This is a genomic window from Marinobacter sp. (assembly GCF_044799475.1).
Taxonomy (GTDB): Bacteria; Pseudomonadota; Gammaproteobacteria; order Pseudomonadales; family Oleiphilaceae; genus Marinobacter.
The window spans coordinates 1489976-1508212 of record NZ_CP085217.1; the positions used below are offsets into that span (position 1 = coordinate 1489976).

The following is an 18237-nucleotide window of genomic DNA, read 5'->3' on the forward strand; positions in this document are numbered from 1 at the left end:
AATCAAGGAGATTCTGAATGAGCGTAAAACTGAACCACCGGATAATGGGCGAAGGCTCGCCACTGATTCTGCTCCATGGCCTGTTCGGCTCGCTGGAGAATCTGGGAGGGCTTGCCCACCGACTTCGGGACGAATGGCAGATCCATGCTCTGGACCAGCGCAACCACGGCCGTTCCCCCCATACTGACACCATGGATTATCCGTCCATGGCGGAAGATGTTCTTTCCTATATGGATGACCGGGGCCTGCAGGAGGCGGCCTTTCTTGGCCACTCCATGGGTGGGAAAACCGCCATGGAGGTGGCGCTGTCCCATCCGGAGCGGGTCAGCCGTCTGGTGGTGGCCGATATAGCTCCCGTTACTTATCATCCCCGGCATGACGCCGTCCTGGAGGGGCTGAAGTCTGTTGATCTGGAAAATATTAGTACCCGTCAGCAGGCGGACGCCGCGCTGAAGGAGTTTGTGGAAATGGAATCGGTGCGCCAGTTCCTGCTGAAAAACCTGGCCCGGGTCAGCGAGGAAGAGCGTGCAGAGGGGGACAACCGTAAATTCCGCTGGCGACTGAACCTGCCGGCGATTGATGCCAGTTATGCCAGCCTCGCGGCCGGGCCTTCGGCGGAAGGCCCATACAAAGGTCCGACCCTGTTCATCAAGGGTGGGGATTCCGCCTACATCCAGGACAAGCACCGGGAACAGACCGAAAAGCTGTTTCCCAATGCTGAATTGAGGATTATCGAGGGTACCGGACACTGGCTTCACGCGGAAAAGCCCGAAACCTTTGCCACGCTGTGCCGGCGCTTTCTGCAGGGCTAGTGTTCGCGACAATCATCAAAAACCACAATAAAAAGAGGGAAACGCCATGAAATGGCTGCTGGGAATTCTTCTGGTTGTTCTTCTGGTTGCTGGTGGCTTCGTGCTGGTGCCCTCACCCGTGGACAGCCTGGCCTGGCATCCTCCGGCACCGCCGGAGCTGGATGGCCCCCTGGCTTCCAACAGCCGGTTGCAGGATGCGGACCTGCTGGCAAAGGGAGCGGTGTACGGCCCTGAGGACACTGCAGTGGACAGGCAGGGCCGGGTCTATACCGGCACCCAGGATGGAAAGATAGTGAGAGTCTGGCCGGACGGCCGGGTGGAAACCTGGCTTGAGGTCGGCGGCAGGCCGCTGGGGATGGTGTTTGACGAACAGGGCAACCTGATTGTCGCGGATGCCTGGAAGGGGCTGCTCTCCATCGACCCGACGGGCAGAGTTGAGGTGCTCACCGCCTCAGCGGAAGGACTCGCGTTTGGCTTTACCGATGATGTGGACATCGCTCCGGATGGGCGGATCTATTTCAGCGATGCCAGCGCCCGCTTCAATCAGCCGGATTACCGCATGGATCTTCTGGAGATGCGGCCTCACGGCCGGCTGTTGCGCTACGATCCCGCCAGTGGCGAAACGGATGTGCTCCTGTCCAGTCTGAATTTCGCGAACGGAGTGGCAGTGTCGCCGGAAGGGGATTACCTGCTGGTCAACGAAACCTGGAAGTATCGCATCCTGAAGTACTGGCTGGAGGGGCCGAACCAGGGGGAGTCCGAGGTTTTTGCCGACAATCTGCCGGGCTTCCCCGATAATCTGGCGGTCGACGGGGCAGGCCGCTACTGGGTGGCCTTTCCTTCCCTGAGGAACGACCAGATAGACTCCCTGCATCCCTACCCCTGGCTCAAAAACCAGATTGCAAAGCTGCCGGAAAGCATGCAGCCGCCGGTCAAGCCCTATGGCATGGTGGCCGCACTGGATGCCGAAGGAAACATTCTCGCCAGCCTGCATGATCCGTCGGGCAATCACCTCCAGGAAATCACCTCGGTGAATCCCCACGATGGGTTTCTCTACTTTGGTTCACTTCACAACGACCGCATCGGTCGACTACCGTTAAGTGCAATTCCACAATTGGGGATCCGAGTCAGTGACAGGTGATATTGCAGCGGACAGCTGGGCGCCCGGCAGGGATGCATGGGATCTTCCGGATCCCTTCACCCAGGCCATCGAGGTCAGGCCGGAGGACACGGACAGACTGGGACATGCCAACAATGTGGTTTATGTGCGCTGGCTGGAAGAGGTGAGCTGGGCCCATATCGAGAGTCTGGGAATGACCTGGGCCCTGCATGAGGCTGTCGGAAAGGCCATGGCCATCAGCCGCACGGAGATTGACTACCTGGCGGCGGCCAACGCCGGTGACCGGCTGGTGCTGGGCACCTGGCTGACAGGTTTTGACGGCCGCTTTCGCTCTGCCCGTCAGTTCCAGCTGCTGCGCCCTGCTGATGGCAAAACCCTGGTGCGCGCCCTTTCCACTCATGCCTGCGTAGATCTGAATACCCAGCGCCCGACACGGATGCCCCCGGAGTACCGGGAGATCCTCGGAGATGCTCTGGTGCGGGGTGGCCGCGGGGCGTTCTGATGGCGCATGCAGTTGAAAGAAAGGATACACAACGACGAGGACATGATGTCGCCGGTTTTCTGCTAGTCTCAGGGAAAGCCGGCCCCGACCCAGGAGAACAGACCCATGGAAACCAGGATGCAACGCGTGGTGTACGACCGCTTCGGCGACCCTGACGTTCTGAGGCTGGAAACCGCTGAGCGCCCCGAGCCGGAATCAGGCGAGGTTCTGATCCGGGTAGCGGGTGCAGGGGTCAATCCGATCGACTGGAAAACCCGCAAAGGCCTTGGGTTTGCTGCCCGGCAGATCGAGGCGCACCTGCCCTGGACGCCCGGATATGATGTTGCCGGGGAGGTGGTGGCGGTGGCAGAGGATGTGACCACGCTGACCCCGGGAGACCGGGTAATGGGCATGGTGGGCTTTCCCCGGCATGGTGGTGGTTATGCTGAATACGCACTGGGCCGGGCTGATGAGCTTACCCTGGTGCCGGAAGAACTCGATCTGGTGACCGCAGGTGGCCTCCCCCTGGCAGCATTGACCGCTTGGCAGGCGCTGTTCGAGGTGGCCCAGGTGGGGGAGGGTGACAAGGTACTGATTCATGCCGGGGCAGGGGGCGTGGGGCATTTCGCGGTGCAGTTCGCGCTGGTGTGCGGGGCTCATGTGATAGCCACTGCATCAGCAGCCAACCGGGATTTTCTCGCAGCCCTGGGGGTTCATGAGGTCATTGATTACCACACCACGGATGTGGTGGACGAGTGCTATGGACTGGATGCCGTGATCGATCTGGTCGGCGGGGAAACAGGCCGGCGCTCCCTGCATACTCTTGCGGAGGGCGGCGTCATGGTGACCCTCCCAACGGTAACCGCGGATGACATCATTACCGCAGGGGAAAAGCTGGGCCTGAGAGCACACGGCATGACCGTGCGACCGGATGCTTTCCACCTGGAAGAGATCGCCGAACTTATTGAAGACGGCGATGTTCAGGTCCACGTGGACCGCACATTCCCACTGGCCGAGGCGGCGGAAGCCCATCGGCTGATGGAACAGGGCCACGTGCGAGGCAAGGTTGTCCTCGACTGCCGTTCCGGGGACTGATGACTTCCGGATGCCCGGTCAGATTCCCGGCTGAGCCGCCGCTTCAGGCTCAGCCGGCTCCTTCTCCCTGCGCTCCTTTGGTGGCTGGGGTGGCACCAGACTGACCAGCACCCAGTCCCTGTCGACTTTGGAGGGTGGTTTCTCCTTGACCGCATGGATGTGGTCCCGGGGATCAACGGTGAACAGAAGCAGAGCCTGCTGCTCGTAACGTTCCCTGAAATTCTCGTAGGTGAAGGTATCGCTGAGTCTGGTCGTTTTCACCTTCCAGCCCTTGCTGATCATGCTCGCCAGCTTGGCATAGCTTACATCTCCGAACAGGCCCCGGGTCTGCTGAATCTTCTCTGCTGCCTGGTGACGGGCATACTGATCCTGATCGCCTTCCGACAGGCTGAACACACTCTGGCTGCCAAACCAGTCGAGAAAATGATAGGTCGCCAGGGAGTTGAGCTGTTTGTATGGTGAAATCACCAGGAAGTTGCCTATGCCATTCAGGTCCAGATGGGTGGAGGCGTGGGCGGACGCCGGATTGCCGAAATACACATCCAGATTCTCCATCCTTGCGGCCCGCACGTTTTCCCAGTTGGTATCACTGAGCAACACCGGCACTTCCAGTTTTTTCAGCGCCAGGCCAATCTGACGGGCCACCTGGTTGGCGCCCAGTATCAGGAAGCCGTGATTGCCGGGTTCGGCCACTTTCAGCAGATGAGCAACAGGCCTTGCGGTCAGGCTCTGAAGGGTGACAGTGGTGATGATCACCATGAAAATCAGCGGCACCAGCACGCCGGCACTTTCATAGCCGGCTTTCTGCAACTGGAACGCAAACAGTGCAGACACGGCCGCAGCCACTATGCCCCGGGGGGCGATCCAGCTGAGAAACAGCTTGTCACGCCAGGTCAGATTGGTGCCTATGGCCGACAGAAAAATACTGGCAGGTCTTGCCACCAGAATGAGTGCGCCCAGCACCAGCACCAGCCCCCAGCCCAGCTCGGCAATGGCTGCAAATTCCACCCGTGCCGCCAGAATGATGAACAGCGCGGAGATCAGCAGAACACTGAGGGATTCCTTGAATTCCAGGATGCTGTCGATGGGCACCTGCTTCATATTGGCCATCCAGATGCCCATCACCGTGACAGTGAGCAGGCCGGATTCATGGGCCAGCTCGTTGGACAGGGCATAGACTCCCAGCATGAACGTCAGGGTGCCGGCATTGTGAAGGTAGTGGGGCAGCAGGTGCTTGCGCAGAGCCAGACCATTGAGCCAGCCGGCACCGGCCCCCAGCAGAGTGCCGGTGAGAATGGTGGTGCCGAAAATATACAGGGAGTGCTCGAACACATTGCCCTGGCCCCAGGACACTATGCCCTCGAAAACAAGCACCGCAAGCAGGGCGCCCACCGGGTCGATGATGATGCCCTCCCAGCGCAGAATGTTGGCCAGTTTGGCGGTCGGCCGGACCGAACGCAGCAGGGGAGCTATCACTGTGGGGCCTGTAACTACCGAGATGGCGCCAAAGAGCAGGGCTATTTCCCATGACACCCCCAGAGCCCAGTGGGTCGCCAGGGTGGCCACCACGCAGGTGACCAGGGCGCCCACGGGAATGAGGTTGCGGACCATGCGGCCGTGGCCCTTGATTTCATCGAATTGCAGCGTCAGGCTGCCTTCAAACAGGATGATGGCAACAGCGAGTGAGATCACCGGAAACAGCAGGTCGCCAAAAATGGCTTCCGGATTGAGCATGCCCAGCATGGGCCCTGCCGCAATGCCGCCAGCAAGAAGGAACAGGATGGCGGGCACCCGCAGGCGCCAGGCGAGCCATTGGCAGAAAAGAGAGAGAATGCCAATGCTGGCAAGAAGCATGACTGTGCTGACAGACATAATTGGGGTCAGAATTCCTGTTTTGTCATGGTTTCCCGGAAGACCGGGGTGGTCTTGCCTGCCCGTGCGCGCAGCCTCCTAATCCGGGCTCCTTTTCGCTTTCGCCGCAATACGATTGATCAGTCGGGAGGCCGCCACGAAGCCGAAAGTGGCGGTTACCGGGCTGGAGGCACCAAACCCTGAGGCGCAGTCGAGTCGCACTGGACCATCCGTTACCGGCTTCTGTAGGCAGACCTCACCATCAGCCGCAGGATACGTGAGCTGTTCAAGCGAGTACACGGCCTCGATTCCGAACCGGCGTTTCGGATTCCGCGAGAAATCATATTCCCGCCGCAACATATTACGGACTTTTGCCAGCAATGGATCCTGGGTGGTGCGGCTCAGGTCCCCCACCTGGATCTGGGTGGGATCCATCTGCCCGCCCGCGCCGCCCGCGCAGACAAGGGAGATCTTCCGGCGCTTGCAGTGGGCGATCAGGGCCGCCTTCGGCCGGACGCTGTCTATGGCATCGATTACTCCGGTGAGATCCGGTCCGAAGAGATCCGGAATGTTCTTTGGCGTGGCAAAGCCGAAATGCACACGGATATCCGCTTCAGGGTTGACGGCCCGCAGGCGCTCAGCCATCGCATCAGTCTTGGTGCGGCCATAGTTCCCGGCCAGGGCATGAAGCTGACGGTTGGTGTTGGAAACGCACACATCGTCCATGTCGATCAGGGTGATGGCGCCTATTCCTGTTCGGGCCAGAGCCTCGGCGGCCCATGAGCCGACACCGCCCAGGCCAACCACGGCAATATGGCTTTCCCGGAATGCCGCAAGCGCCCGGCGGCCATAAAGCCGCTCAATGCCGCCAAATCTCAGGGAATAATCTTCGGACAGGATCATGCTTCATGGGTCCCGGGAGTCATTTAGTGCTCCGCATTGTATCGCAAGGCCGCGACTTGTGCAGAGGCAGGAGTGGGACACACGGAAAGCGGAGGGATGTACAGCCAGAAAAAAGCCGCGCAGTGCGCGGCAGATAAACAGGAGTTCAGAATAATAGCCGTGCTGGCGCTGGCAGCGATGTCGTATGCTGCCAGCTGTCAGTCAGGGTAGGCCGGAATGTGGTGTCGGTGGATTCCTCAGGCAGACCAGTGATCGTCACCGAACGCCATGATGGACTCCTTACCGCTGGTGATGTCCTGTAGCAGCCAGTTGACCTCCGGCAGGATCTTTTCGAAATAGAACTGCGCGGAGATCTGCTTGCTTTCCAGCAGGGCCCGGTTGCCTTCTCCCGCCGTGAGTTGCGTGCCCGCTATCTGGGCCATGCGTGACCAGAGGTAACCGATGACGGTAAGGGCCATCAGACGCAGATAAGGGGTGGCAGCGGCACCGGCCTGCTCCGGGTCCCTCGGGGCATTGGTGGCAATCCACATAGTAGCTTCCTCCAGGGCCTTGATTGCTCCCTTCAGAGCTTCGCGATGAGGAGCTTCCGGTGTTTCCTTGAGGTAGGCGGCCAGCACGCCAAACAGGCTTTTCACCAGTTGGCCTCCCTTGAGGCCGAGTTTTCGGCCTACCAGATCCATGGCCTGGATGCCGTTGGTGCCTTCGTAAATGCGGGCAATCCGGCCGTCGCGGACCAGCTGCTCCAGCGGCCAGTCAGTGGTGAAGCCGGAACCCCCGAGCACCTGCAGGCCCACGTTGCTGTTGTTGAAGCCTTCATCGGTCAGGAAGGATTTCACCACCGGGGTCAGCAGCTGCACCAGATCGTCGGACGCCTCCCGCGCGGCTTCGTCAGGATGAGCAACTGAGAGATCCAGCTGCTGGCCGGTGAACAGGGCAAGGGCCCGCATGCCTTCGTTTAGCACCTTCTGGCGCATCAGCATGCGGCGCACATCGGGGTGCACGATGATCGGGTCCGCGGCCGCATCAGGATTCTTCGGTCCGCTCAGGGACCGGCCCTGGATGCGATCCCGGGCAAAGCCCAGACTTTCCTGCCAGGCCATTTCAGCCAGCCCCAGGCCCTGCATGCCCACCATCAGGCGGGCTTCGTTCATCATGGTGAACATGGCCCGCATACCGTCATTGGGCTCTCCCACCAGCCAGCCTTTGGCGCTTTCAAAGTTCATTACGCAGGTTGCTGAACCCTTGATGCCCATCTTGTGTTCCAGCCCGCCACAGAAGGCCGGGTTGCGCTCGCCTGTGTCAGGGATCACCTTGGGCACCAGGAACAGGGAGATGCCCTTGGTGGTGTTGGGTGCGCCGGGCAGCTTTGCCAGTACCAGATGCACAATGTTTTCCACCAGATCGTGCTCGCCGCCGGTGATCCAGATCTTGGTGCCCTCGATGGCAAAGGAACCGTCATCCTGGGGAGTGGCCCTGGTGCGGATCATGCCCAGGTCGGTGCCGCACTGGGGCTCGGTCAGGCACATGGTTCCGGTCCATTCGCCACTGATCAGCTTTTCCAGATAGGTCTTTTTGAGCTCGTCGGAACCATGGCGGTAAAGGGCACTAATAGCACCGTGAGTCAGCCCTGCGTACATTCCGAGGGACAGATTGGTGGAGCACACCATCTCATCCACGATGAATTTCAGGGTGTGGGGCAGACCCTGGCCACCGTATTCAAGCGGAGCATCCAGCGCAGTCCAGCCACCCTCGACGAATTGCTGGTAGGCGTCTTTGAAGCCGTCCGGAGTGGTTACTTCGTGGGTGTCCGGGTTGTATTTGCAGCCCTGGCGGTCTCCCACGCTGTTGGTGGGATGGATTACTTCCGCCGTCACCCGCGCGGCTTCCTCGATCACTGCGTCGATCAGGTCCGGTGTGGCGTCTGCGTATTTTTCCAGGTGATGAAGCTCGTCCACACCAAGTACATCGTTCAGGAGAAACCGGATATCGTTAAGAGGTGCCTGGTACTTCATGATTGATCTCGCTCTCAGGTAGACATTGCCTTTCCCGCCTTTTGAAAGACGGGCATTTGCCGATTCTGGGTAATGACAGGTTTTCATACGGTCGTTTGAATGCCCTGGTTCACCGATTCCGGTCTGAAAGTGGAAGAACAGCGTATTTTTTTATATCTGACCGCAGCGGTAAAACATTCAAATCCGGAAAGGAGGAATTTTATGCGCAACATAGTGCTGGCGGGGGCAACAGGCGGTATCGGTCGTGCGATTGCGGAAAAACTGCTTGAATCTGACGACATCCGGGTGTGGGGCCTTTGCCGCGCACCGGAAGATGAAAAGAGCTGGCTGGGAGAACACGAAGGGCGGCTGCACCTGGGAGCATGGGATGCCTCAGAGCCGGCGCACTTCAGGAAAAATCTTGACGATCTGCTGCCCGAAGGTATCCAGATGGATGGTCTGATCTACGCCACCGGCCTGCTGCACGGCGAAGGGTTAAAACCGGAAAAGCGGCTCGAGGACCTGGATCCGGAAAACCTCAGCCATGCCTTCTCCGTCAATGCCATTGCCTTCCCCATGCTTGTACAGGCGCTTCTCCCCTGGCTGGAACACAATGATCCCAAGCGCTTCATGGCCATTTCCGCAAAGGTGGGCTCGCTGGAAGACAATCGCATGGGCGGCTGGTATGCCTACCGCGCCTCCAAGGCGGCCCTGAACATGTTTGTGCGAAATCTTTCCATTGAGCTGCCAAGGCGAATGAAGAAGGTGTGTTGCGTAGCCGTGCATCCGGGCACTACCCTTACGGCGCTGAGCGAGCCCTTTAAACAGTCACTGGAGCAATTGAACGTGCACAAGCCGGCTGACACCGCTGGCAACATGGTGACCATCTTCGACAATCTGACGGAAAAGGATAATGGACGGTTTGTGGACTGGGATGGTGGGGATCTGCCCTGGTAAACGGTAGATTCTGGATGCCAGTCAGCCCGATGGGGCCGGGAACCTGGTGTGCCACGCTCAGCGAAACGGCGGATCTCAATGTCGCAGGTCAACGACGAGGCGCGGCGGGCTGCCCAGCTCGTGGACCCGATAGCGGTTCGGCGAGTCGACACCGAAGACCCATGTCACGACGGCCTCGAAATCGCACGTCAGTTCCAGCTCGGAGAGCACGGACAGGTTCGGCATACGCTCACGCTCGGAAACCGTCGGCCGGCCCTCCCGGTTATGCGCATTCGCAGGATACATCCGGACCTCGAGCCAGCCATCGCCGGCCATCCGGGTGGCCTTGCCAGACCCGCACTTACGCACGGGTTGATCAATGTACTCAATGTGATAGCCGGGAAGCCGGCCGTCAAACTCGAAGACGATCCGGTCGAAGCCGTCGTGGGTGCCAGTACGGACCGCGACAAGGGTCGCCGCGGGTGCATCTGGCTGCGGTTGATCGATGATTCCGGCAGTCCACTCAGACGTATAGGTGGCATCCAGTCCGGCATCTGGCTGCGGTGAGTCACCCCGCCCCAGTCCACTGCCGCCGCATCCGGCCAGGGCGAGGCAGGCGGTCGCGGCGACCGCCGTGGCTTGCTGTCGGATCCTCACTATCCTTCCTCCTCGTTCGACTCCGGGCCCTTGCCTGCACTGGTTATACACTGACGCTTCGATTCCAGGGGCAAGCATTACGAGAAATCTGTTGTTTGATCTCTTTTCTGCATTCGGGCACCAAAGTTGAGCAGGGCGGTCATACCAGCGTATATGAAAATACCTGCAACCAAAACGACCAGACTATCCACACATGTGATTGGGGAGCGAACAGATGAATGCCATGAACATTCTCAAGCAATTGATGAACCAGGCTTCGGTCAACCAGAGTGACGCCGTAGGGAGTTCCGATGTGAATCGGATTGTGGGAAATCTCGCATCGCAGTTCAGTGGACAGGGATCCAGAGGTTCAGGCTCCGCAGGCTCTGGGAGCATCGATGTGAAGAGCCTGCTCGGCGGTGGTGCTGTCGGTCTGATGCTGGGGTCGAAACGCGGGCGGAAAATGGGTGGTAAAGCTCTGAAATATGGGGCCCTGGCGGGTGTTGGTGTGCTGGCGTGGAAAGCCTATCAGAACTATCAGGCACAATCCTCCAGCCAGGGACCTGAAACCCTTCGTCAGGGCCAGCCCCTGGAGCAGCTGCAAGGCAATGCCCAGGAACAGCGCGGACTGGAAATACTGCAAGCCATGATCATGGCGGCAAGGGCCGATGGGCATGTTGACGCCAACGAGCGCGCGCTGCTCACTGCCGAGATCGAAAAGCTCGGGCCGGACGACGAGCTGCACGCCTGGATTCAGCAGCAATTCGACGCTCCTCTGGACGCCAGTGCGCTGGCCCGGAATACGGACTCTCCTCAGGCGAGTCGGGAAATCTACATCGTGAGCGCAGTTATGATTGACGATCAGAATCCCATGGAGCGGGCCTGGCTGGACCAATTGGCTGTTGCCCTCAGGCTGGAGCCGGGCCTTGCCAGAGAGCTGGAACGGCAAATTCAGAGTGCCACAGGCATATAGCCGGGCAGCCTCCGCGGAAAATGCAATCAGTCATCCCACTCCTGAGACTGATTGCTCCGTCGCAACAGCCAATAGGTAATACCAAGCGCCAGCGTGGTGGCGGCAATACCGATCAGGTACATGGGCGTCAATGTATCAAAATCCAGTACGATCACTTTCCGGGCAATGGCCATCAGCGCGGTTGCGACAACCAGCTGTACTGGAAAGACATTGGTGCCAAGATAAAGCCGGATATTAATGAAAATTTCCACTGCAATCAGCACCGCCATAAAGGCGCCGAAAGTGTAGAAAATGTCGTTAATAGTCAGAAGCAGGATAGGTGGCGTGACCAGTCTGTCGTAAATGATGTAAATAACATCGCCGACACCCCATAGGATGACGGCCACCATCAAAACCGCCAGCACCCGGATCGCAAAGCGAATGATGTGGTGCAGGCCTCGGAACAGAGGATCGGGGAAATCAGTCGGAAGTTCCTGATGGAGTTCGTGCCGTTTCTCTGGCGGTGACTGGCCAGGCCCTGCTTCTTTATCATCATCGGCCATTCGAACTCTCCATTAAGGTCGCGAAAGCTTTCCGAATCAGGCTCTTTGGACGATTTCAGATGCAGACATCAGTTTCATGGCACCAAGACCCTAAATTCTGCAGTTAATGTCCCATAAACCAGAGATCTACGGAGTTGCATCGACTCTGTTGCAAAAACTGGACCCTGTGCACAGACAGTGACTCAACTCTTTCTCTGATCCGCCTCTGAACCCTCTGACCGATGGTCAGCAAGCGCGCGCGGCTTTGGAGTGGAGGCGAAGCCTAGCGGATAAACGGGTTCAACATTCGGGTAAACATGCCAGTCAGCTTCAGCGGAGCGCTGAGAACCGACAGGGTGATGCAGTCGTCGCCTTCCAGTGCGACAGGCTTGTGTTCGTCCTTTTCATTGAGCACGACGAAGTCCCACTGGTGGAAAACCCCTTTATTGTCAGCAAAGGCGCCCTGAAGCACTATCGTTGTTTCCTGTCCACGGTGGGTATGAGCCGGTGCTTTGCCGCCCGCGGTGAGTTTCTGCAGCACCACCTGTTCCGACTGGTCCGGAAACCGGTCGCTGATATCGAGGATACTCACGTCGCCCAGCTGGCGTTTCCATGGCAGGCTGTTGAGATCGTCACCAAGCAGTTTCTGCAAAGGGCCCATGGGGCGCTGAGCTGAGTGGGTGCGGTTTTCCTGCCTCGGCTCTGACTCAATGCGGGCAAGAATGGAGTCGAAAGCGGACTCGGATACACTGACCTGGTCCTGCTGTTCCATCATCACTGCGCCCAGACTCTCGAGCATATCGACACGGCTGCGGCAGTGAGGGCACTGATCCAGATGCAGACGGATGCAGAGCGCATGGGGATCGCTCAGATTACCCGCACTGAATTCCATCAGGGTTAGGCTCTCAGGATGATGCGAAGTCATACGTTCTGGTCCTGAAGGATCACTTTGAGCTTGTTGAGGGCAAGGCGCACACGGCTTTTTACTGTCCCCAGCGGAATATTCAGCTCGTTAGCGACCATCTGATGAGACTTGTTTTCCATATACACTTTTGCAATCACAGTCGTCTGCTCCTCAGGCAGATGCTGCAGGGATTCTCGAATCCGTCGTTCTGACATCATGCGATGCAGCGAGGTGACTGGGTCATCCTCGGCGTTATCTCCCGGAATCTGCCACAGATCTTCCGTCTCGACCTGTATTTCCGCACTGGTGCGCCGCATCTTGCGCAGCATGTCGATGCGCTGGTTACGGGCAATAGTGAAAATCCAGGTAGAAGCTGCTGCCTTGCGCCAGTCATAAAGGCAGGACCGCCGCCAGATGGACACAAACACTTCCTGCACAAGCTCTTCAGCATGGCTCGCCATGCCATTGGCCATGGCGTAGTACTTTAGCTGCGGGGCGAAATGCTGGAAGAGGGCATGATAGGCCTCGCGGTCCTGATTCTTGCCGACTTTTTCCAGCAGCTGGCTCCAGGGGTCTTTGCGCCCCTCGGCTCTTGCTGTCTTTGGCTCCAGTGTGGACACCGGGCGCTCCTTGGCCGTGGCTTTCATTGTGTTGGTCTGGATCATTTTAGCACTCGCCCTGCAAATGTCAGTGACGGTATGTACGGCATGTCTATAGTGGCAGATCATGAGCCGCTAAAATTATCTCTGTACCAGCGCCGGCATCATTCCTCCAGATAGGTATATCCGTTAAGGCCGTTCTCCAGATCCGCCAGCAGTTGCATCTGCTCTTTCGCCGGCAGCCCACTGGTTCGGAACTTCTCACGGTAGGCGGCGACCAGTGCTTCGGGTTCAAAATTCACGTAGCGCAGCACCTTGGCCACCGTGTCTCCTTCAATGGGGTCACTGATGCGAAACCTGCCCTCGCTGTCTCTCTGTACATCCACCGAGTGGGTATCGCCAAAGAGGTTGTGCATGTCCCCCAGAATTTCCTGATAGGCGCCGGTCATGAAAAAACCCACCAGTTGAGGGTTTTCCGGGTCATCCTCCGGCAGGGCCAGGGTTGTTTCCATGCCCTGGCCTTCCACATAACGGTCAATTCGCCCGTCGGAATCGCAGGTGATGTCCTGGATTACCGCCCGCCGGGTAAGTGGACGGTTGAGACCGGACAGTGGCAGTACCGGGAAAACCTGGTCGATGCCCCAGACATCGGGCAGGGACTGGAAAAGCGAGAAGTTCACAAACAGCTTTTCCGCCAGCTTTTCATTCAGCTCGTCAATCACTTCCCGGTGGGCCCGGTTGCTGGTGGTGAGCTGGCTCCGCAGCAGCCGGCAGCTGGCTATGTAAAGCCCTTCCGCCTCGGCCCGCCAGACAAGTGAAAGAAGGCCGTGGGCAAACTGGGCATGAACGTCGCTCATCGCGTGAAGGACGTCGTGATAGATCTCAACCAGTGACCGGGTCGAAGCCGTGTCTTGCAGGCTCTGATAGTCACGCCAGAGATCCTGCAGCGGGCCGGGTGCAGTGCTCGCAGGGGCCTCCGGAATCCGGTCGTCGGGGGTTTCCCGGTCTGTAACGTTGGTAATCAGTACCGAGTGATGTGCGGTCAGGGCCCGGCCGGACTCGCTGATCAGATCGGGATGAGGCGTCCCAGTGCGGTCACACTCGGCCTGCAGGGTGTGAATGACGTTGTAGGCGTATTCGGACATGCTGTAGTTGATCGAGCAACTGCTGCGGGAGCGGGTGCCTTCGTAATCAACGCCCAGGCCACCGCCGATATCCACCGTGCCAATGGGGGCACCGAGCTGCCGCAGTTCGGTATAGAAACGGGCGCATTCCCGCAGGCCTGTCTGGATGTCGCGGATGTTGGCAATCTGGGATCCCAGGTGGAAATGCAGAAGCTGAAGGGAATCCAGGGCGCCGGCTTCTTTCAGGTGCTGCAGCACATCCAGTATCTGGCTGGCGGACAGGCCGAACTTGGACTTCTCACCCCCGGTGTTCTGCCAGTTGCCCTTGCCAATAGTGGCAAGTCTGGCGCGCACGCCGATCAGCGGCTGAACTTCAAGTCTGGCAGCCTCTTCCAGAATCAGCGGCAGCTCGGTCTTCTTCTCAACCACGATGAACACCTGGTGGCCCAGTTTCTGGCCGATCAGGGCCAGACGGATGTATTCCCGGTCCTTGTAGCCATTGCAGACAATCACCGAGCCCTTATCCTTTGCCAGTGCCAGTACAGCCATCAGTTCCGGCTTGCTGCCAGCTTCAAGGCCAATCTGTTTCCGGCTGGCGGCCGGTTCGGCGCGGATCAGCTCTTCCACCACTCGGCGCTGCTGGTTGACTTTGATGGGGTAGACGGCAGTGTAAGAACCCCGGTACCCCTGCTCGCTGGCCACCGAGTTGAAGGCATTGCACAGGGTATTGACCCGGTCGTGCAGGATGTCGGTAAAGCGCACCAGTACAGGCAGCTGGGTGCCGCCTTCAGCCAGAGTTCTGGCCAGTTCCGGCAGGTTGATGTCCTCGCCTGAACGGCCGCGGTCGGGGCGAATCACCACGTCGCCCGCCGCATCGACGTCAATGTAGCCATCGCTCCAGTGGGAGATGTTGTAAACCTTCTGGGCGTTGGTGCCGGTAACTTCAGTCATTGTGCTGTTCCTGTGCAGAGGCCGGGGCGATTACCGGTCGTGTGCCGGCAGGCAGGGGCATTGTAAGAGTTCAGCAGTCAGGCTAAAAGGCTCAGCGACTGAAAGCCTCGGGATAAATCCTTTCCGGTGCTTTAGCTCGGAAGCCATGCCCCCTACAATAGCGCAGAGATCGTGGATCCGCTGATGGCGGACAAATCAGAAGATTCAACAGGGGTGGAGATCAGACATGACCGCATTGAACGAGGGCTGGTTTACTGAGGTGTTTCAGGACCAGGGCACGGCTTTTTCCCTCAAGGTTAAGCGCAAGCTTCACGAGGAAAAGAGCGAGTTCCAGACGCTGGAGATCTACGAGACCGAAACCTTTGGCAACCTGATGGTGCTCGACGGCTGCGTCATGCTGACCACCCGTGACAACTTCCTGTACCACGAGATGATGACCCATCCCGCCCTGTTTACCCACAGGGATCCGAAAAAGGTGGTGATCATCGGTGGTGGCGACTGCGGAACCCTGAAAGAGGTTCTGCGCCATCCCGGTGTGGAAGAAGCCTGGCAGGTGGAGATTGATGAACGGGTCACCCGCCTGTCCGAGAAGTACTTCCCCGAACTCTGCGAGTCCAATGGAGACCCGCGTGCCAATTTCTTTTTCGGGGACGGCATCCAGTGGATGCGGGACATTGAGCCCGGCAGTGTGGACATCATCATTGTCGACAGCACCGACCCGGTGGGTCCGGCAGAAGGGCTGTTCGCCGTGGACTTCTACCGGGACTGCGTGATGGCGCTGCGTGAGGGCGGCATTGTGGTTCAGCAGAGCGAGTCGCCCCTGCTGCATACGGAAACCATCATCCGTGACGTGCACAATGACATGAAAAAAGCCGGCTTCGACCATGTTCAGACCCTGCCATTCCCCCAGCCGGTCTATCCCACTGGCTGGTGGAGCTGCACCATGGCTGGCAAGGAAAAGCCGCTGAAGTATTTCCGCGAGGCTGATGCTGCAGAGCGCCCATTCGTGACCCGTTACTACAACGAAGGCATCCACAGGGCCGCGCTGGCTCAGCCCCAGTTCATGATTGATGCGCTGGAAGACCGGCCTCCCCGGGAAGCAATAGACTGACCCGGCAAGCCGGCTTTTTCGGAGGTCCGGATTATACAGGCCCACTCAGGGACGCGTAGCAGTTCGACAGGGATGGCAGGAGCGGATTCCTGTCCTTCGTGAAAAGGAGGCGGCTCTGCATAATGCGGATAAGCACAGGGGATTGACCGAGGTTCTGGAATGAGGCGCTGGCCAGTCTGGAAGCAGATTCTCAGTGAGCGATGCCGTGCGCGGGGAAAGCGCGCACAGGTAAATCTGGCGCGCCCCTGGCCAGGTCCGCACAGGGTTCTCCCGTCTGTTGCATGCGCTGGCATATCGTTGCTCAGTAGTCTTTTTGCCGGTCTGACAGCGGCCTCGGAACGGACTTATGTCAGCGTATACGCCGCCACCTATTCTCCTTCATCATTCCTGGAACTGGTTGCCCCGGTAAATGTTGAACTGTCCTCACGATCCCGCCTGGCTGCTCTGGCCATCGGCCGTCCCCTGGCGGATTTCTGGGGCCTGGAGTGGGACGTTGAAGGGCAGGTGGTTCGCCACTGGGGAGACCAGACCAACTTTGAGTTCAACGCCCTTTACCTTGCCCGATGGCAGCTTCCCATTCTGGAAGAACTGGTGGCCCCGGCATTTGCGTTTGGGCACGGGATTTCCTGGGCAACCGAGCCGCCGTCTCTTGAGCCCAGCGGGGACCCGAACGAGAAGTCTTCCGAAGTTCTCAACTATCTGATGGCGGAGCTGGAGTTTGCGCCTCCGTCCGCGGGGCAATGGGGCGGCTTTGTGCGCGTTCATCATCGCTCCGGCGTTTTCGGGCTTATAGACGGAATCAAGGGCGGGTCGAATTTTGTGGGGGCAGGGATTCGCTACCGCTTCTGAGCAAAGCTGCGGTGTCAGACACCGGGCAGGCACCCATCAAAAAGGGCGCCCGTAGGCGCCCCTGCGTACTGCAGCTCCGTGTTATTTCGAGCTGACGAACTCGGGGTAGGCTTCCATGCCACACTCGGACAGGTCCACCCCTTCGTACTCTTCTTCTTCGGTAACCCTGATTCCGATGACCGCCTTGAGAATTCCCCAGACGATCATGCTGGCACCGAATACCCAGACGAAGATGGTCAGGGCGCCAATGATCTGGCCAGAGAAGCTGGCATCGCTGTTGGTGAGGGGCACCAGCAGGAGGCCCAGCAGGCCGCATACGCCGTGGACGGAAATGGCGCCGACCGGGTCATCCAGACGCAGCTTGTCCAGGGTGACGATGCTGAAGACCACCAGCACGCCGCCGATTGCGCCGAATAGGGTAGCCGTCAGTGCGCTGGGCGTGGAGGGCTCGGCTGTAATGGTTACCAGTCCGGCCAGGGCACCGTTCAGCAGCATGGTGAGGTCAGCCTTCCCAAACATCAGGCGAGCCGCGATCAGCGCGGCTATACCGCCACCGGCAGCTGCGGCATTGGTGTTGAGGAACACCATGGCGACAGAGTGGGCGCTGTTGATGTCCCCGAGCTTGAGTACCGAGCCGCCATTAAAGCCGAACCAGCCCATCCACAGGATAAAGGTACCCAGTGTCGCCATCGGCAGGTTGGCGCCGGGGAAGGCGCGGATCTCGCCGTTGGGCCCGTACTTGCCTTTGCGGGCACCCAGCAGGATTACGCCGGCAAGAGCAGCAGCCGCACCAGCCATGTGAACAATGCCTGAACCGGCGAAGTCACTGAAACCAAGGTCACCGAGAGTGTACATGCCGAACACGGAAGCACCGCCCCAGGTCCAGGCCCCTTCCATCGGGTAGATGAAGCCGGTCATGACCACGGCGAACACCAGGAAGGCCCACAGCTTCATGCGCTCGGCGACAGCGCCGGACACGATGGACATGGCTGTTGCCACAAACACGACCTGGAAGAAGAAGTCGGAGGCGCCGGAATAGATGGAGCCGCCTTCGAAGCCGTCTTCACGGGCGGCGAAATCGCCCAGAATGCTGGCTGAATCAACGCTCCCTATGCCGGACAGGAAAAGGTTGCCGTCGTACATGATCGCGTAGCCGCAGACCAGGTACATGGTGCAGGAGATGGCGTAGAGCGCGACGTTCTTGGTCAGGATTTCGGTGGTGTTCTTGGCGCGTACAAGGCCGGATTCCAGCATGGCGAAGCCTGCTGCCATCCACATTACTAATGCGCCGCAAATGAGAAAATAAAAGGTATCTATAGCGTACTGTAGCTGAAAAAGATTGCTTTCCATGTGAAGCCCTCCGCACGAGGCCTGTCAGGG

17 protein-coding genes are annotated in these 18237 nt (G+C 59.0%); 9 read left to right on the forward strand and 8 right to left on the reverse strand.

The window, feature by feature from the left end; translation table 11 throughout:
- Positions 1 to 17 precede the first annotated feature (17 nt).
- From LG327_RS06955 to LG327_RS06970, 4 genes are all read left to right on the forward strand, one after another.
- Positions 18 to 812, forward strand: coding sequence for an alpha/beta fold hydrolase (locus tag LG327_RS06955; RefSeq protein ID WP_404367672.1), 795 nt, complete (start codon positions 18 to 20; stop codon positions 810 to 812).
- 46 nt (positions 813 to 858) lie between these two features.
- Positions 859 to 1953, forward strand: coding sequence for an SMP-30/gluconolactonase/LRE family protein (locus tag LG327_RS06960; protein WP_404367675.1), 1095 nt, complete (start codon positions 859 to 861; stop codon positions 1951 to 1953).
- On the forward strand, positions 1943 to 2434 hold the full coding sequence (locus tag LG327_RS06965) for an acyl-CoA thioesterase (protein ID WP_404367678.1): 492 nt from the start codon (positions 1943 to 1945) through the stop codon (positions 2432 to 2434). The genes LG327_RS06960 and LG327_RS06965 overlap by 11 nt, the downstream gene beginning before the upstream one ends.
- A 105-nt stretch (positions 2435 to 2539) precedes the next feature.
- A complete protein-coding gene (locus tag LG327_RS06970; RefSeq protein ID WP_404367680.1) occupies positions 2540 to 3508 on the forward strand; it encodes an NADP-dependent oxidoreductase in 969 nt (322 codons plus the stop codon).
- An 18-nt stretch (positions 3509 to 3526) separates the two neighbouring features.
- On the opposite strand, the gene LG327_RS06975 is transcribed toward LG327_RS06970, so the two are convergent.
- The 3 genes from LG327_RS06975 to LG327_RS06985 form a co-directional block, all read right to left on the reverse strand.
- Positions 3527 to 5380 carry a cation:proton antiporter gene (locus tag LG327_RS06975; protein ID WP_404367683.1) on the reverse strand — a complete coding sequence of 618 codons (1854 nt, stop codon included), beginning with the start codon at positions 5378 to 5380 and terminating at the stop codon, positions 3527 to 3529.
- A 78-nt stretch (positions 5381 to 5458) separates the two neighbouring features.
- Positions 5459 to 6262: a tRNA cyclic N6-threonylcarbamoyladenosine(37) synthase TcdA gene (tcdA, locus tag LG327_RS06980; RefSeq protein WP_404367686.1), complete on the reverse strand. Its 804-nt coding sequence runs from the start codon at positions 6260 to 6262 to the stop codon at positions 5459 to 5461.
- Positions 6263 to 6498: 236 nt separating this feature from the next.
- Positions 6499 to 8274 carry an acyl-CoA dehydrogenase C-terminal domain-containing protein gene (locus tag LG327_RS06985; protein ID WP_404367689.1) on the reverse strand — a complete coding sequence of 592 codons (1776 nt, stop codon included), beginning with the start codon at positions 8272 to 8274 and terminating at the stop codon, positions 6499 to 6501.
- Positions 8275 to 8475: 201 nt separating this feature from the next.
- On the opposite strand from LG327_RS06985, the gene LG327_RS06990 reads away from it, so the two are divergent.
- From LG327_RS06990 to LG327_RS07000, 3 genes are all read left to right on the forward strand, one after another.
- Positions 8476 to 9210 carry an SDR family NAD(P)-dependent oxidoreductase gene (locus tag LG327_RS06990; RefSeq protein WP_404367692.1) on the forward strand — a complete coding sequence of 245 codons (735 nt, stop codon included), beginning with the start codon at positions 8476 to 8478 and terminating at the stop codon, positions 9208 to 9210.
- Positions 9211 to 9288: 78 nt separating this feature from the next.
- Positions 9289 to 9756, forward strand: a complete 468-nt coding sequence (locus LG327_RS06995) for a hypothetical protein (protein ID WP_404367695.1) — start codon at positions 9289 to 9291, stop codon at positions 9754 to 9756.
- A 304-nt stretch (positions 9757 to 10060) separates the two neighbouring features.
- Entirely contained in the window at positions 10061 to 10798 is a 738-nt protein-coding gene (locus LG327_RS07000; protein ID WP_404367697.1) for a tellurite resistance TerB family protein, read from the forward strand.
- Positions 10799 to 10824: 26 nt separating this feature from the next.
- On the opposite strand, the gene LG327_RS07005 is transcribed toward LG327_RS07000, so the two are convergent.
- The 4 genes from LG327_RS07005 to speA form a co-directional block, all read right to left on the reverse strand.
- Positions 10825 to 11340: a phosphate-starvation-inducible PsiE family protein gene (locus LG327_RS07005; protein ID WP_404367700.1), complete on the reverse strand. Its 516-nt coding sequence runs from the start codon at positions 11338 to 11340 to the stop codon at positions 10825 to 10827.
- Positions 11341 to 11602: 262 nt separating this feature from the next.
- Positions 11603 to 12244, reverse strand: coding sequence for a ChrR family anti-sigma-E factor (locus tag LG327_RS07010; RefSeq protein WP_404367703.1), 642 nt, complete (start codon positions 12242 to 12244; stop codon positions 11603 to 11605).
- Complete coding sequence (locus LG327_RS07015; RefSeq protein WP_404369272.1) at positions 12241 to 12870, reverse strand: sigma-70 family RNA polymerase sigma factor; 630 nt, start codon at positions 12868 to 12870, stop codon at positions 12241 to 12243. The genes LG327_RS07010 and LG327_RS07015 overlap by 4 nt, the downstream gene beginning before the upstream one ends.
- Positions 12871 to 12986: 116 nt before the next feature.
- A complete protein-coding gene (gene speA, locus LG327_RS07020) occupies positions 12987 to 14897 on the reverse strand; it encodes a biosynthetic arginine decarboxylase (RefSeq protein WP_404367705.1) in 1911 nt (636 codons plus the stop codon).
- A 226-nt stretch (positions 14898 to 15123) separates the two neighbouring features.
- On the opposite strand from speA, the gene speE reads away from it, so the two are divergent.
- Both speE and LG327_RS07030 read left to right on the forward strand, forming a co-directional pair.
- A complete protein-coding gene (gene speE / locus LG327_RS07025; protein WP_404367708.1) occupies positions 15124 to 16008 on the forward strand; it encodes a polyamine aminopropyltransferase in 885 nt (294 codons plus the stop codon).
- Between the two features lie 297 nt (positions 16009 to 16305).
- Positions 16306 to 16857 carry a hypothetical protein gene (locus tag LG327_RS07030; RefSeq protein ID WP_404367711.1) on the forward strand — a complete coding sequence of 184 codons (552 nt, stop codon included), beginning with the start codon at positions 16306 to 16308 and terminating at the stop codon, positions 16855 to 16857.
- A gap of 81 nt (positions 16858 to 16938) precedes the next feature.
- On the opposite strand, the gene LG327_RS07035 is transcribed toward LG327_RS07030, so the two are convergent.
- The gene (locus LG327_RS07035) at positions 16939 to 18207 is read right to left on the reverse strand and encodes an ammonium transporter (RefSeq protein WP_404367713.1); all 1269 of its coding nucleotides are present in this window, start codon (positions 18205 to 18207) and stop codon (positions 16939 to 16941) included.
- Positions 18208 to 18237: the final 30 nt, after the last annotated feature.

What these genes read in the sequence shown, in the direction of transcription:
- LG327_RS06955 (WP_404367672.1), top strand. Translation starts at nt 18, where the DNA reads ATGAGCGTAAAACTGAACCACCGGATAATGGGCGAAGGCTCGCCACTG.
- LG327_RS06960 (WP_404367675.1), top strand. Translation starts at nt 859, where the DNA reads ATGAAATGGCTGCTGGGAATTCTTCTGGTTGTTCTTCTGGTTGCTGGT.
- LG327_RS06970 (WP_404367680.1), top strand. Translation starts at nt 2,540, where the DNA reads ATGGAAACCAGGATGCAACGCGTGGTGTACGACCGCTTCGGCGACCCT.
- LG327_RS06975 (WP_404367683.1), bottom strand. Translation starts at nt 5,380, where the DNA reads ATGTCTGTCAGCACAGTCATGCTTCTTGCCAGCATTGGCATTCTCTCT.
- tcdA (WP_404367686.1), bottom strand. Translation starts at nt 6,262, where the DNA reads ATGATCCTGTCCGAAGATTATTCCCTGAGATTTGGCGGCATTGAGCGG.
- LG327_RS06985 (WP_404367689.1), bottom strand. Translation starts at nt 8,274, where the DNA reads ATGAAGTACCAGGCACCTCTTAACGATATCCGGTTTCTCCTGAACGAT.
- LG327_RS06990 (WP_404367692.1), top strand. Translation starts at nt 8,476, where the DNA reads ATGCGCAACATAGTGCTGGCGGGGGCAACAGGCGGTATCGGTCGTGCG.
- LG327_RS06995 (WP_404367695.1), top strand. Translation starts at nt 9,289, where the DNA reads ATGTCGCAGGTCAACGACGAGGCGCGGCGGGCTGCCCAGCTCGTGGAC.
- LG327_RS07000 (WP_404367697.1), top strand. Translation starts at nt 10,061, where the DNA reads ATGAATGCCATGAACATTCTCAAGCAATTGATGAACCAGGCTTCGGTC.
- LG327_RS07005 (WP_404367700.1), bottom strand. Translation starts at nt 11,340, where the DNA reads ATGGCCGATGATGATAAAGAAGCAGGGCCTGGCCAGTCACCGCCAGAG.
- LG327_RS07010 (WP_404367703.1), bottom strand. Translation starts at nt 12,244, where the DNA reads ATGACTTCGCATCATCCTGAGAGCCTAACCCTGATGGAATTCAGTGCG.
- LG327_RS07015 (WP_404369272.1), bottom strand. Translation starts at nt 12,870, where the DNA reads ATGAAAGCCACGGCCAAGGAGCGCCCGGTGTCCACACTGGAGCCAAAG.
- speA (WP_404367705.1), bottom strand. Translation starts at nt 14,897, where the DNA reads ATGACTGAAGTTACCGGCACCAACGCCCAGAAGGTTTACAACATCTCC.
- speE (WP_404367708.1), top strand. Translation starts at nt 15,124, where the DNA reads ATGACCGCATTGAACGAGGGCTGGTTTACTGAGGTGTTTCAGGACCAG.
- LG327_RS07035 (WP_404367713.1), bottom strand. Translation starts at nt 18,207, where the DNA reads ATGGAAAGCAATCTTTTTCAGCTACAGTACGCTATAGATACCTTTTAT.